The organism is Anaerobium acetethylicum, assembly GCF_900096945.1.
GTDB classification, from domain to species: Bacteria; Bacillota; Clostridia; order Lachnospirales; family Lachnospiraceae; genus Anaerobium; species Anaerobium acetethylicum.
On sequence record NZ_FMKA01000025.1, the window covers coordinates 1 to 13,234 of the forward strand.

Below are 13,234 nucleotides of genomic sequence, written 5' to 3' on the forward strand. Positions count from 1 at the left end.
CTTAGGCCGCGTACTTTGCGGCCTTACGTACCACTACGTCTTCATCTAAGCGAGAGCGCGCTGCGAATGAACATGTTTTGCATCACGTCCTGATTACCAAAACCCCTGCAAATTGACGGTTCCCATTCCGTAAATGGGCTTTTGACACTCCACTCTTACCGTTTAATAAACGTATTCTCATCCAGTTCCCGGAAGGCCAGATCCAGCTCTTCCTTTGTATTCATAACAATAGGGCCTCCCCATGCAATAGGTTCCTTCAGCGGTTTCCCTGAAAAAAGAAGAAACCGGATGCCTCTGTCCGTTGCCTTCACCCTGAACACTTCTCCGTCATTGAAGAGAACCGCATTTTTTTCAGGTATGGTCTGTTTCCCATCAGCATCAAACTCGCCTTCACCCTGCACGATATAAATAAACAGCGTTGCATCCGGCGCGCATTGATAGGACCATTCGTTTCCTGCCACGACTTCGACATCCAGATAATCAGCCTTTACATGGCTTCCTTCAAATGCCCCCTGGATCCCCTGATACGTTCCTGCGATGATGTGCACTCTGGTTCCAGCTTCCTCTGCTACAGGTATGCTTTCTCTTTTGATATCACCGTATTTTGGAGGCGTCATCTTGTCCTTTGCCGGCAGATTCAGCCATAGCTGTGCGCCAAACATCCTTTCAGCCGGCTTTGGCATTTCCTGATGAATAATGCCGGATCCGGCGGTCATCCACTGGCAGTCGCCATCGAGAATGCTGCCTTTGTTCCCAAGGCTGTCACCGTGTTCGATATCCCCCTGGATCAGATAGGTTATCGTTTCAATGCCTCTGTGCGGGTGCCACGGAAATCCCTTCGTATAATCATCCGGATTCGAAGAATCGAAAGCATCCAGCATCAAAAACGGATCGTAATCCTTTGTATCATGATATCCGATGACCCGGACCAGCTTTACGCCTGCTCCGTCAACAGCCTGCACGCCTCTGGTGATTTTCTTCACTGTTCTGATTTTACCCATAGCTTAAAAACCCCTTTCTTCTTCCATTTTTATAGAATTATGATTGCCACGATGATTGTTGCCGTAAATCCTGCAATTACAGGAATTATATTTTTTCTGACAAGATCCGCAGGCTCCACTCCGCATATGGCCGCTACCGGAATTACGGCCCATGGTATGATTGTTCTGTTGCATCGCCGCCAGCCATTATTGTATTTATTATAAACCCGATACACAAACAGGTGCAACTTATTCCGAATCATTTGCTTTTAGATACCGTATTTGTTATCATAAGATTTACAGTGACTATTCAGGACTATGTCCTCTCGAAACAGAGGTTCTGCACAGTTACGCTTTGCATGCTATCACAAACGAAATGAAATTTTGGAGGTTATATAATGGAAAACCAGGAAGGAAAGCACAAGCGACGCGTTCGATATAGCGGAACTCATCCGAAGGCTTTTAAAGAAAAATATAAGGAACTGCAGCCTGAAAAATATGCAGATACTGTAGCAAAGGTCATCCAAAAGGGAAGTACCCCTGCCGGCATGCATCGTTCAATCTGCGTGAATGAAATATTAGAGTTCCTGCAGATCACGCCCGGACAGACCGGACTGGATGCAACGCTTGGTTATGGCGGCCACACTTTGGAGATGCTGAAATGCCTGCATTCAGAGGGACATCTGTATTCCCTTGATGTGGATTCCATCGAGCTGCCCCGCACCAGGGAACGTCTGGCCAACTTAGGTTATGGACCTGAAATTTTAACAATCAAACACATGAATTTTTCCAATATAGATCAGGTTGCTTCAGAAGCAGGTCCTTTCGATTTCATACTAGCAGACCTGGGCGTCTCTTCTATGCAGATCGATAATCCGGACAGAGGGTTTTCATTTAAAATCGAGGGACCCCTTGACCTGCGCTTAAATCCAGAAAAAGGCGAGTCGGCAGCAGCCCGTTTGAAAACCATTTCGCAGGCAGAACTGCAGGGCATGCTCATAGAAAATGCGGATGAACCTTATGCCGTGGAAATCTCCCGCGCCATTATCTCCGCAATCAAAAAAGGAAAAGACATATCCACAACAACCCAGCTCCAGCAGATTATCAGGGATGCCCTTCAGTTCATTCCTGAAAAGACCAGAAATGAGGCAGTCAAAAAATCCTGTCAGCGATGCTTCCAGGCACTGCGCATTGATGTCAACAGCGAATTTGAAGTATTGAACGAGTTTTTGGAAAAGCTTCCTGACGCCCTTGCCGAAGGCGGACGTGTTGCCATCCTCACGTTCCATTCAGGAGAAGACCGTCTTGTAAAAAAATCTTTTAAACGATTCAAGCGCGAAGGCATTTACCGCGAAATCGCACCCGAAGCAATTCGTCCCTCAGCCGAAGAATGCAATTCCAACGGACGTGCCCGCTGCGCCAAATTGCGCTGGGCTATAAAAGCATAAGGTCATTCCCCGGCAGACTCTTTCGAAATATGATCAAAGTGGCTTCGCCCTCAGAATTGAAGGCGAAGCCACTTTTTAGTACAAAAGTTACACAATTTGTAACTATTCATGACTACTGAACAGTTATACGATCTGAATCTTTTTGCCTTTGGGGTCTCCCTCAAAAGCTTCAATGGCATGTTCCCATGCCTCTAATCCGATGTCCTGGTTATAGTATAATGGCACTTCATTCAAATGTGCCAGTGCGATTTTCCCCGTTGTCAAAGGATTGTCATCTGTTACGTTCGTGTCAGGATCAACGATTCCGTGCTCCAATTCTATATTGAGCCCTTCCAGAAATTCTTCCGGAGTAAATCTGGAATTTTCAAAATCCACCCCTAATTGTCCGGCAATATCCATCGCTTCAGGCAATGTGATTTTTTTCATACCATCACTTCCTTTCATTTTGGAGTGACCATTCAGGACTATGTCCTTCACGATCACAGATAATGTACACAAATTGCCAAACCAGCAATTTGGCACGGCTTAACGGGGGATTATACAAGGTCGAAGCGGTCTGCATTCATGACCTTATTCCAGGCAGACACAAAATCCTGCAGGAATTTTTCCTGGGCATCATCACAGGCATATACTTCTGCGATAGCCCTGAGCTGGGAATTTGAACCAAAAATCAGATCAACGCGGGTGCCTGTCCACTTGAATTCACCTGTGGCACGATCCCGGCCTTCGAACACGTCTCCCGCTTCAGAAACCGGCTTCCAGGCCGTATTCATATCCAGCAGATTCACGAAGAAGTCATTCGTGAGCGCCTCTGGCCTCGTTGTAAATACGCCGTGTGGAGACTGGCCGTAATTGATATTTAAAACACGCAGACCTCCCAACAGAACCGTCATTTCAGGAGCCGTCAACGTCAGAAGCTGCGAACGGTCGATCAGCAGCTCCTCTGCGGATACGGAAAATTTGGTTTTCAGGTAGTTGCGGAACCCATCTGCCTTCGGTTCAAGTACTGAGAATGAATTCACTTCGGTCTGCTCCTGGGATGCATCCGTCCGTCCAGGTACAAAAGGTACTGTCAGATTATGGCCGGCATTCTTAGCAGCATGCTCGATGCCCGCACAACCGCCCAGGACGATCAGATCGGCAAGTGATACCTTCTTTTTGCCTGACTGCGAACTGTTGAACTCCGTCTGAAGCTTTTCAAGAGCCTGGAGCACTGCCTGCAGCTGAGCCGGCTGGTTAACTTCCCAATCCTTTTGGGGTGCAAGACGGATACGTGCTCCATTTGCCCCGCCGCGCTTATCAGAGCCGCGGAATGTGGACGCTGAAGCCCAGGCTGTCGACACAAGCTGGGAAACAGACAGGCCAGATGCAAGAATTCTACTCTTAAGCTCTGCGATGTCCTGTTCGTCCGGCAATTCAAAATCAACCACAGGCACCGGATCCTGCCAGATCAGCACTTCCGCAGGAACCTCAGGTCCAAGGTATCTCGAGCGCGGACCCATATCACGGTGGGTAAGCTTGAACCATGCCCGGGCAAAAGCATCCTGAAATTCCTTTGGATTTTTCTGGTAGCGGCGGGCAATCGGTTCGTAGACAGGGTCAAAACGAAGGGCCAGATCCGCAGTCGTCATCATCGGCCTGTGTTTCTTCGACGGATCGTGGGCATCGACCACCATATCCTCTTCAGCCACATCCTTGGCAAGCCACTGGTTTGCGCCGGCCGGACTCTTGACCAGTTCCCACTCGTATCCGAACATCACGTTCAGATATCCCATGTCCCATTTGGTCGGGTTCGGCTTCCATGCGCCTTCAAGGCCGCTGCTGATGGTATCGCCTCCCTTGCCGCTTCCAAAGCTGCTCTTCCATCCAAGGCCCTGATCCTCGATGCCGGCAGCCTCCGGTTCCGGACCGACATGGGTTGCCGGACCGGCACCATGGCACTTTCCAAAAGTGTGGCCGCCTGCTATGAGGGCAACAGTCTCTTCATCGTTCATTGCCATTCTTGCAAAAGTCTCACGAACATCGCGGCCGGAAGCTACCGGATCCGGGTTGCCATTTGGTCCTTCCGGATTCACGTAGATCAGGCCCATCTGTACGGCTGCCAGGGGATTCTCAAGATCCCGTTCTCCTGAGTAACGTTTGTCGCCAAGCCATTCGGACTCAGAGCCCCAGTAAACATCCTCCTGCGGCTCCCAGACATCCTCGCGGCCGCCGGCAAATCCAAACGTCTTAAAGCCCATGGACTCCAATGCACAATTGCCTGCCAGTATCAAAAGGTCTGCCCAGGAAAGCTTCTTTCCATATTTCTTCTTGATTTCCCAGAGCAGACGCCGCGCCTTGTCGAGGTTCACGTTGTCAGGCCAGCTGTTGAGCGGTGCAAAACGCTGTGTTCCCATACCTGCGCCGCCTCGTCCGTCACCCATGCGGTAGGTACCGGCGCTGTGCCATGCCATACGGACGAAAAGCCCGCCATAGTGGCCATAATCGGCAGGCCACCAATCCTTGGAATCCGTCATCAATGCATACAGATCTTTCTTCACAGCTTCCAGGTCGAGCGTCTTGAATTCTTCAGCATAGTTGAAGTCAGCGCCCATGGGATTGCTCAGGTCTGAATTCTGATGAAGTATCCTGAGGTTCAACTGATTCGGCCACCAGTCCCTGTTAGAAGTTCCGCCGCCCGCTATGGCTTTTCCCGTTTTGCCTGTCACTGGACATCTCATTTCTTCCATAAAAATCCTCCTTATCGATATCACTGCTGAAAGGATGGCAGCCCAAAACTGCCTCTTTCGTAGTCACAATTGACCGTGGATCTGAAGAGTTATGTCATCTTATCAGTTATATTATACCCATTACAAATTGTTAATACAATATAAATATGTACTCTGTTGTTTTTTTCATTATTTTATTGTCGTTTCTAATTATCTGTGTGTTTCGCACTAATTTCCGAGTAACCATTCAATTTCTTCTGCAATTCAGGACTGTATTCTTCCCCCTTCACACAGAAGGATAAAGAGTCTGCCTGGGCAGACTCTCGCGCCGAGCGCGGTCGCTTTTGCGACACAATTCCCATCGCGCGAGTGTGCTTCCATGCGGAGCGTTTTTCATCTCATAGGACGAACTTTCCTATGAGATGAAAGAAAAATGGTTTCACCTTTACAGACAGGTGAAACCACGCTCTTAACAACGTATACAAAGTACATAACTGGCACTTCACTTATTTTTTTATGACATAATTCCCGCTCTTCTCGTTCTTGTTCAGATAATTGCTTCTGATTTCTTCCTCTGCTTCCTTGATTTCAGCTTTCAGCCCCTGCGCAGAAAGCCGTCCGGCACCATTTCCCAGCACGATCATCTGCTCTAGTGCATCAGATGTCGCCACTGTCACGTCGTACTTATGTCCGATTTCATGGACAGCCTTTTCGATGTACTGATCTGCAGTCTCCGCTTCTTTCGTGTAGACCACATGTATGTTATGGTACATGGAAATCCCGCCCCGGCCGCCTTCCACTTTGTAGGCGTCGAATACCAGGATGACAGTAATCTTTTTGTAGCTCTGGTAGTTGCTGAGAATATCCATCAGCTTGTTTCTGGCTGCCTCCAGGTTGATTCTGGCCAGCCCCTTCAGCTCATCCCATGCAAAAATGATATTATAGCCATCTACCAGCAGATACCGTTCCCTGATTTCCTGTTTTTTCAGCAGCACCCTTCTGGTTTCCGCTCCGTCACTCCCTTCCTGCTTTTCTGAGCCGGCAGAAATGATCCTCTTGGAAACAGGATTCCTGTCCCTTTTGATGGCGCCATAGGTGCGGACGAAAATTTCCTCCAATTCTTTTTCATCATACATTTCTGTGGCTGCACGGCTTCCGGTCACTGGTGTCTTCCGGGTTTTCTCTTCTCCTGCTTCTATACCAAAGGACAAGCCGCTGTCCACATGCATATATTGTTCCACCTGGTCCCAGGGCACTACGAATCCGGCTCCATGGGCACAGAAAACGGACCCCGTCGGATTCTCCGGATCCTTCTCCGGATCATAAGCATAGGAAGCGATGATTTCTTCCGTATTATGGCATGGTTTGTACCCTTTCGGGGTGCAGAACAGCCTGCCGCGGCCTTTCGTATAGGCAATCACTTCCATCTGGTAGTCCCGCATTCCTGCAACAGGTGCAATACCGCTCAGTATGGCCAGCGCATCTTCTATCAGCGGATCCGCAAAGCTTCCCTGCATTTTCTGGATGTCAGCCAGGGCCCTGCCGACCGATTCCCGCGGGATCTCCAGGCGGTACTCGTAAACCGGCTCTAACAGTATACTTTCAGCCTTCTTCAGGCCCTGTCTAACCGCACGGTAGGTCGCCTGCCTGAAGTCCCCGCCTTCCGTATGCTTCTGGTGGGCGCGTCCTGCCACCAGCGTGATCTTCATATCCGTGATTTCCGAACCTGTGAGCACGCCTTTATGTTTTTTCTCCTCCAGGTGGGTCAGCACAAGCCGCTGCCAGTTCCTGTCCAGGACATCCTCGCTGCAAGCGGCTTCGAACTGCAGACCGCTTCCCGGTTCTCCCGGCTCCATCAACAGATGGACTTCCGCATAATGGCGCAGGGGTTCAAAATGTCCAATTCCCTCTACCGGGCCTGCGATCGTCTCCTTATAGACAATGCTGCCGGCGCCGAATTCCACCTTGACGCCGAAGCGTTCTAAAATCATGCTCTTCAGGATTTCTATTTCAATTTCTCCCATGACCTTTGCATGAATCTCACCCAGCTGCTCATCCCACACGATATGAAGGTGGGGTTCCTCCTCTTCCAGCTGGCGCAGTTTGACGAGCATTCCGTGAACATCGCATTCCGGGGGCAGCTGGATCTCATAAGTCAGGACCGGCTCGAGTATGGGCATGTCAGACGCCGCTTCTATGCCCAGTCCCTCTCCTGAATAGGTCCTCGACAGGCCGGTCACCGCACAGATGGTCCCTGCCAGGGCTTCTGCTGCCGGCTGGAACTGGCTGCCGGAGTAGATGCGGATCTGGTCCGCCTTTTCTTTCCAGATTTCCCTGTTCCCAGGAACCTGCTTCTGTCCGTCTTCCGTTTTTTCATTTGTCAGGACTGCTTTCACCTTCAGGCTTCCGCCTGTTATCTTCATATGGGTCAGGCGGGTTCCCTGTGCATCCCGGGTGATCTTGAATATTTTAGCGCCGAACTCTTCCGGATACTCCGGTGGGATGGTATATTCTTCCATTCCATCAAGGAATGTGTCCACACCCTCTGCCTTCAATGCAGAGCCGAAATATACGGGGAAAATTTTTCTTTCGGCAATGCAGGCGGCAATCTCCCTCTTTTCCAAAGTCCCATTTTCCAGGTACTGTTCCATCAGGTGTTCGTCACACATGGCGAGCTTGTCCCAGAATGCCTCCTGGTCTTTATCATTTCCAAATTCTATGCACCTTTCATCAAGGCGTTTTTCCATCTCCTGAAGCAGTTTTTCCCGGTCCGTCCCTGCCTGGTCCATCTTATTGACGAACAGGAAAACAGGGATTTCATATATGTTCAAAAGTTTCCATAAGGTCAGGGTATGGCTCTCGATCCCGTCTGCACCGTTGATGACCAGAATGGCATAATCCAGCACCTGCAGGGTCCGCTCCATTTCTGCAGAAAAATCCACGTGGCCCGGGGTATCAAGCAGAGTCACCTGCTTTTCTCCCAGCGCAAACTCCGCCTGCTTTGAAAAGATCGTGATTCCTCTTGCCTTCTCCAGCTCGTAGGTATCCAGGAAGGCATCCTGGTGGTCTACCCGCCCCATTTTTCTGATGCTGCCGCTTACATACAGCATGCTTTCCGATAACGTCGTCTTTCCGGCATCCACATGGGCAAGGATGCCGGCTACGATTCTATTCGTGCTCCTCATACAGATTCCAGCAGCAGATCGATATCAGCCTCTGCTGTCGCCCAGTTTGTCGCCAGTCTGACGACAGTATGGGGTTCGTCATAAGATTCCCAAAAGCTGAAGGAAACGATTTCCGATAACCTGTCCATATCCTGGTTGTCCAGAATAAGAAACTGCTGGTTTGTTGGCGACTCAAAATAAAACTCAAACCCTTTTTCCAAAAGGCCGTTCTTCAGTTTTTCTGCCATTCTGATTGCATGTTTCCCGATTTCAATATATAGGTCATCCGTAAAAAGCACATCAAACTGGATTCCCAGAAGCCGTCCCTTGGCAAGCAGGCCGCCTTGCTGCTTCACAAGGGTAAAGAAATTTTTTACCAGGTCCGGTCTTGTGATCACGACAGCCTCTCCAAACAACGCTCCCACCTTGGTCCCGCCGATATAGAAAACATCACAGCACCGGGCAATCACTTCCAGGGTAACATCCGTATCCTCTGCCGCAAGGCCATATCCCAGTCTGGCCCCATCCAGATACAAGGGTATATCGTGTTTCCTGCACACTCTGCCCAGATCTTCCAGTTCCTTTTTCGTATAAAGGGTTCCATACTCTGTCGGATGCGAAATATAGACCATTCCCGGATGCACCATGTGGGCATTGTTCTGGTCATTATTGAATGTTTCCATATAGCGATCCACCTGCTCCGGTAAAATCTTTCCCTGTTTCTGGGGCAGCGTCAACACCTTGTGGCCGCCAGCCTCTATGGCCCCTGCTTCGTGGGTTGAAATATGCCCGCTGTCTGCTGCTACTACGCCCTCGTAAGAACGCAGCAGTGCCTTGATTACCGTGGCATTTGTCTGGGTCCCCCCTACCAGAAAATGTATCTCTGCAGCCGGGCAATTGCAGGCCATGCGTATCTTGTTTTTAGCGCTTTCACAGTACTTATCAGTACCGTATCCCGGCGTTTTTTCCATATTTGTTTCCATGAGCTTTTCCAAAATCAGAGGATGTGCACCCTCCATATAATCACTGTCAAAATATAACATCTTTTAGTATTCCTCACTTTCCATTTCTTTTGTCGAACATCTTATAAATGGATCTTCCCTTTTCGTAGTGCGCCGCTGATATGCACGAATTCACACTTTGGCTTTTCCTAAAGCAGTCTGAATAAATTGCATACTTTCCAATAACTCCCCAATCTGTTCCGGTTCAACCTCTTTCAGTATATCTTCAGCCTGCTTATCAGAAAGCACTTCCAGCTTATTGTATAATTCTCTGCCTGCTTCGGTTAACTTCAGCTGCTTTTTACGTCCGTCACCTGCGCTGGGCAGCCGGCTGATCAGTCCCTTGGTTTCCAGTTTGGCCAGAACCCTGCTTAAATAGCTTTTATCTATGTTCAGATCTTCCGCAATCCTGTTTGCCGAACATCCTTCATTCCGGCCGACCTCTCCTATAACACGGCCTTCCACTAAGGAATATGCCGTTCCGAGCACATAACGGTCAAAAACACTTAATTCCACTGCAAAAAAACGGTTAAAAGCACGTACCTGACTTAATATTTGTTCTTCCATATATACCTCCAGAGTAATACAGGTAATTTTATCATATATATAGTTATACGCCGATTAGTGGACTTCGTCAACCAACCAGCGTATCAGGCTTTCACTATTCCCAATTCAAAAAGTGCTGGTCGGAGATTTCCGACCAGCACTTTTTGAATTTATTCTTTTCTTCGAATCTTCTATTTCTTTAATTTACGACAACATCATTCTTAGTCACATGAAACTTCACATTACCTTCACCACCGAAGACTATTCGGTCTGATTCAATCGGTGTATGGATAATCGATGTCATTGCCTGTTCCCCATCATTCACGAAGACCTCAACCGAATATTTATCCATCAGGATACGTATTCTTATTTTGCCATCCTGATTTTTGACATACATCGATCTCTGATAAATCACGTCTCTTTTTAATCCCGAGTAATTACGGTCGAAAGTCAGCGTATTTTTTGATAAATCATAACAGATTGATGTGCTGTACTTTTCGCTATGCGCAAGATTTATCCTGAAGCAGCCGTAATATCCGGCTTCCACATCTATTGTCATATCCAGCTCACGGCCTCTGATACCCTTCAGTTCCAATGGCTTATCTGCTATTATGTCTTTGTATGTAACCGGATTCTGATAATAATTCTCGATTTCCCTGACTGGATTCTGACACAGTCTTCCATTTTTTATCGTGAGCTCTCTTGGTATTGTCATCATCCCAGACCATTCGAAGCCTTGGGGAACCATATGGTTGTCCCATGACTGCATCCAGCCTATCATGACTCTTCTTCCATCTTCAGTCAGAACTGTCTGTGGTGCATAGAAGTCAAGACCATAGTCGATACTGCCCACGCCTTCTCTCGAAAAATCCTGCTGTTCTCTGTCGTAATTTCCAATCAGATACATTGTTCCATTTCCATTATGGAATTCAAGTCCTTCGGACCTCATTTCCTGCGGGGAAGTCAGCAGTACGTATTTTCCATCCAGCAGAAAGAAATCCGGACATTCCCACATAAGGCCATACTGGTTATTGCATCTTTCCAGAATGGAGACAAACTCCCATTCCTTCAGATCCTTTGAAGAAAAAAGTGCGATCTGTCCGCTATTGTCCTCATGCCTGCTTCCAACAACCGCATAGAAGACTTCTCCCTCTTTCCAGATTTTTGGATCTCTGAAGTCCACGGCGCTGCTTCCCTCAGGAAGCTGCCAGCTTTGGATTACCGGATTGCAGCTCAGTTTTTCGTAGTTATAACCATCGCCTGCTGCGATGCACTGCGTCTGTCTTGAAACCTTTGTACCATCCTCCAGGACCTTGTCCTGAACTCCCGTATACATTAAAATATGTCTGCCCTCATGCTCTACGGCGCTGCCCGAGAAGCAGCCCTGTTGGTCATACTCTTCATCCGGTGCTATTGCAGCCGGAAGCTGATCCCATTTGATAAAATCATCAGTCTTACTGTGTCCCCAATGCATAGGCCCCCAGTTGGTGCTGTATGGATGGTACTGATAAAAAAGGTGGTATTCTCCTTTATATAAAGAAAATCCATTGGGATCATTAATCCATCCTATAGGCGCACTGACATGGAAGGCGGGTTTCTGACCCTGCGGAATTTCCTTCTGCTTTCTGTTTTCATATTCCCTGGCCTTTATTAATTTCTCACTTGCTAAAACTCCATTCATCTTCCCGTCTTGTCCTTTCACTGATACTTGGCAGCTATTCAGCCAGTAGTAAGGCTGAATAGCTGTGATTAAGTACTACAAATTTCTATTCTGCAAAATATGCATCCAGATATTTCTGCTTGATTTCAAGGAACTTGGACAATCCGAGCCCTTCCATCTTTTCTAAATACGCATCCCACTCTTCATCAACTCCGCCATTCAGGATCCATTCTGCCTTCTTCTGTTCTGCATATTTCCTGATCTCTGTTTCATACTGTGTAACCAGTTCCGCATCCTCCTGTGACATGAATGCAACTGGATATACGTATTCTTCCTTCATGTCTTTCACATATGTCTCGTGAAGGATATCAAGTCTCCACTGGGCATCATCAGGACATGTAGTCACTGTTCCATAGTAGCTGTCCAGGATTGCAAGCGGTCCGCCTACTGCCTGTGCCTCACGTACTTCCACCGGTGATTCTGTTCCAAGATCCATATGTGCTAAAGTACCATCTTCTTTTAATTCAAATATGTTGAACTTGCCTTCTTCTCCATAAGTTCCCCAATTGTTCTGCACTGACTGTATAGGTTCATACATCAGATCGATCCATTTCGCAGCCAGTTCCAGATTTTCACATGCGCTTGTAAGTACACAACGTCCTATATCAACACCACTTGTTGCACTTCCACTCTGTCTTGGTGCATTTACGGTTCCGTCCGGTCCCGCCAGTGCCGGCAGCGCAATGTAATCATCCTGATTTGAAACGATATTTCCGCTATCCCATGTAAAGAACATCCCGTAACGTCCGCTCTTTCCTTTCGCTACATAGGCCGCCCAATCCTGTGTAAATGCTTCAGGATCAATCAGGTTCTCTTGCTGCAGGGTATGAAACCACTCAATACCTTCTTTATAACCTTCCTGCACGTTTGCATAAACAACTTCTTTATCACTTGTTACAACAACATGGTCGCCCGGATCTCCATATCCGAAAGCTCCTAACAGGAATCCCGGATCCTCGCCCCCCTTGTTAATCATGAAGGACATTGGTATTACATCGTTCCTTCCTTCCGGACTGCTGTCACGGAACGCTTTCAATACTTCAACCAGCTCATCAGTTGTAGTCGGCACTTCGAGTCCGAGCTCATCAAGCCAGGTCTTGTTGATCCAAGGGATATCTGCTATAGCCTGGATTGCTTCCTTGCCGGAACCCAGCTGTTCAAGCCACGGGAAGGAATAAATGTGTCCGTCCGCTGCCGTAATCATTTTACGATAGTCAGGATTCTCATCTAAAACCTTTTTCAGATTAGGCATGTACTGGTCTATCAGCTCTTCAACCGGGATAATGACACCCTGCTTTGCGTAACGCAGAAGATCGTAAGTACTCATGCCTGCATTGAAAAGTCCGTCAGGCAGACTATCTTTTTTAGAAAGTGCCAGATTTTTCTTGTCAGCAAACTGATCTGACACGAAACATGTCCAGTCAATCTCAACGTTGGTCTTTTCCTGCAACCTTTTAAAAATAGTCCTTTCATTCGGATCCTGTGTTGAGGTTGGCGAAGCACTCGTGATGAATGACAGGGTTGCCGTTTCCTCTAATGGGAATGATACATCTGTCAACACTTTCTGTTCAGTCTTAGTGCTTCCTTTTCCACATCCAGCCAGCGAGCCTGCTGCCGTTACCGCAATCAACATGACTGCCAATGCTCTTCTTACACTTCTCTTCATT

Annotated in this window: 10 protein-coding genes; 1 reads left to right on the forward strand and 9 read right to left on the reverse strand. The window is 48.0% G+C overall.

Annotation, left to right across the window (positions count from 1 at the left end; translation table 11 throughout):
- Window positions 1–155: 155 nt before the first annotated feature.
- Window positions 156–1,001, reverse strand: coding sequence for a pirin family protein (locus BJR36_RS14955; RefSeq protein ID WP_091235828.1), 846 nt, complete (start codon window positions 999–1,001; stop codon window positions 156–158).
- 29 nt (window positions 1,002–1,030) lie between these two features.
- Window positions 1,031–1,243, reverse strand: a complete 213-nt coding sequence (locus BJR36_RS14960) for a hypothetical protein (protein WP_207648885.1) — start codon at window positions 1,241–1,243, stop codon at window positions 1,031–1,033.
- A gap of 135 nt (window positions 1,244–1,378) precedes the next feature.
- Between BJR36_RS14960 and rsmH the strand changes: the two genes are divergently transcribed.
- On the forward strand, window positions 1,379–2,428 hold the full coding sequence (rsmH, locus tag BJR36_RS14965) for a 16S rRNA (cytosine(1402)-N(4))-methyltransferase RsmH (RefSeq protein ID WP_091235832.1): 1,050 nt from the start codon (window positions 1,379–1,381) through the stop codon (window positions 2,426–2,428).
- A 123-nt stretch (window positions 2,429–2,551) separates the two neighbouring features.
- Here rsmH and BJR36_RS14970 read toward each other — a convergent pair whose 3' ends face one another.
- The 7 genes from BJR36_RS14970 to BJR36_RS15000 all read right to left on the reverse strand — a co-directional run bounded on the left by BJR36_RS14970 (window position 2,552) and on the right by BJR36_RS15000 (window position 13,233).
- Window positions 2,552–2,854: a DUF5661 family protein gene (locus tag BJR36_RS14970; RefSeq protein ID WP_207648886.1), complete on the reverse strand. Its 303-nt coding sequence runs from the start codon at window positions 2,852–2,854 to the stop codon at window positions 2,552–2,554.
- Window positions 2,855–2,964: 110 nt separating this feature from the next.
- Entirely contained in the window at window positions 2,965–5,157 is a 2,193-nt protein-coding gene (katG, locus tag BJR36_RS14975; protein ID WP_091235833.1) for a catalase/peroxidase HPI, read from the reverse strand.
- Window positions 5,158–5,642: 485 nt separating this feature from the next.
- Window positions 5,643–8,321 (reverse strand): translation factor GTPase family protein, encoded by a 2,679-nt coding sequence (locus tag BJR36_RS14980; RefSeq protein ID WP_091235835.1) that lies wholly within the window; start codon window positions 8,319–8,321, stop codon window positions 5,643–5,645.
- Window positions 8,318–9,343, reverse strand: coding sequence for a threonine aldolase family protein (locus BJR36_RS14985; RefSeq protein ID WP_091235838.1), 1,026 nt, complete (start codon window positions 9,341–9,343; stop codon window positions 8,318–8,320). The genes BJR36_RS14980 and BJR36_RS14985 overlap by 4 nt, the downstream gene beginning before the upstream one ends.
- A 90-nt stretch (window positions 9,344–9,433) precedes the next feature.
- On the reverse strand, window positions 9,434–9,868 hold the full coding sequence (locus BJR36_RS14990; protein ID WP_091235841.1) for a MarR family winged helix-turn-helix transcriptional regulator: 435 nt from the start codon (window positions 9,866–9,868) through the stop codon (window positions 9,434–9,436).
- Window positions 9,869–10,046: 178 nt separating this feature from the next.
- On the reverse strand, window positions 10,047–11,528 hold the full coding sequence (locus tag BJR36_RS14995) for a glycoside hydrolase family 32 protein (protein WP_091235843.1): 1,482 nt from the start codon (window positions 11,526–11,528) through the stop codon (window positions 10,047–10,049).
- 85 nt (window positions 11,529–11,613) lie between these two features.
- Window positions 11,614–13,233, reverse strand: a complete 1,620-nt coding sequence (locus BJR36_RS15000; RefSeq protein ID WP_091235913.1) for an extracellular solute-binding protein — start codon at window positions 13,231–13,233, stop codon at window positions 11,614–11,616.
- Window position 13,234 lies beyond the last annotated feature (1 nt).

Bases quoted from the DNA above. Each gene is read 5' to 3' on its own strand.
- BJR36_RS14955 (WP_091235828.1), bottom strand. From the start codon at position 1,001: ATGGGTAAAATCAGAACAGTGAAGAAAATCACCAGAGGCGTGCAGGCT.
- BJR36_RS14960 (WP_207648885.1), bottom strand. From the start codon at position 1,243: ATGATTCGGAATAAGTTGCACCTGTTTGTGTATCGGGTTTATAATAAA.
- rsmH (WP_091235832.1), top strand. From the start codon at position 1,379: ATGGAAAACCAGGAAGGAAAGCACAAGCGACGCGTTCGATATAGCGGA.
- BJR36_RS14970 (WP_207648886.1), bottom strand. From the start codon at position 2,854: ATGAAAAAAATCACATTGCCTGAAGCGATGGATATTGCCGGACAATTA.
- katG (WP_091235833.1), bottom strand. From the start codon at position 5,157: ATGGAAGAAATGAGATGTCCAGTGACAGGCAAAACGGGAAAAGCCATA.
- BJR36_RS14980 (WP_091235835.1), bottom strand. From the start codon at position 8,321: ATGAGGAGCACGAATAGAATCGTAGCCGGCATCCTTGCCCATGTGGAT.
- BJR36_RS14985 (WP_091235838.1), bottom strand. From the start codon at position 9,343: ATGTTATATTTTGACAGTGATTATATGGAGGGTGCACATCCTCTGATT.
- BJR36_RS14990 (WP_091235841.1), bottom strand. From the start codon at position 9,868: ATGGAAGAACAAATATTAAGTCAGGTACGTGCTTTTAACCGTTTTTTT.
- BJR36_RS14995 (WP_091235843.1), bottom strand. From the start codon at position 11,528: ATGAATGGAGTTTTAGCAAGTGAGAAATTAATAAAGGCCAGGGAATAT.
- BJR36_RS15000 (WP_091235913.1), bottom strand. From the start codon at position 13,233: ATGAAGAGAAGTGTAAGAAGAGCATTGGCAGTCATGTTGATTGCGGTA.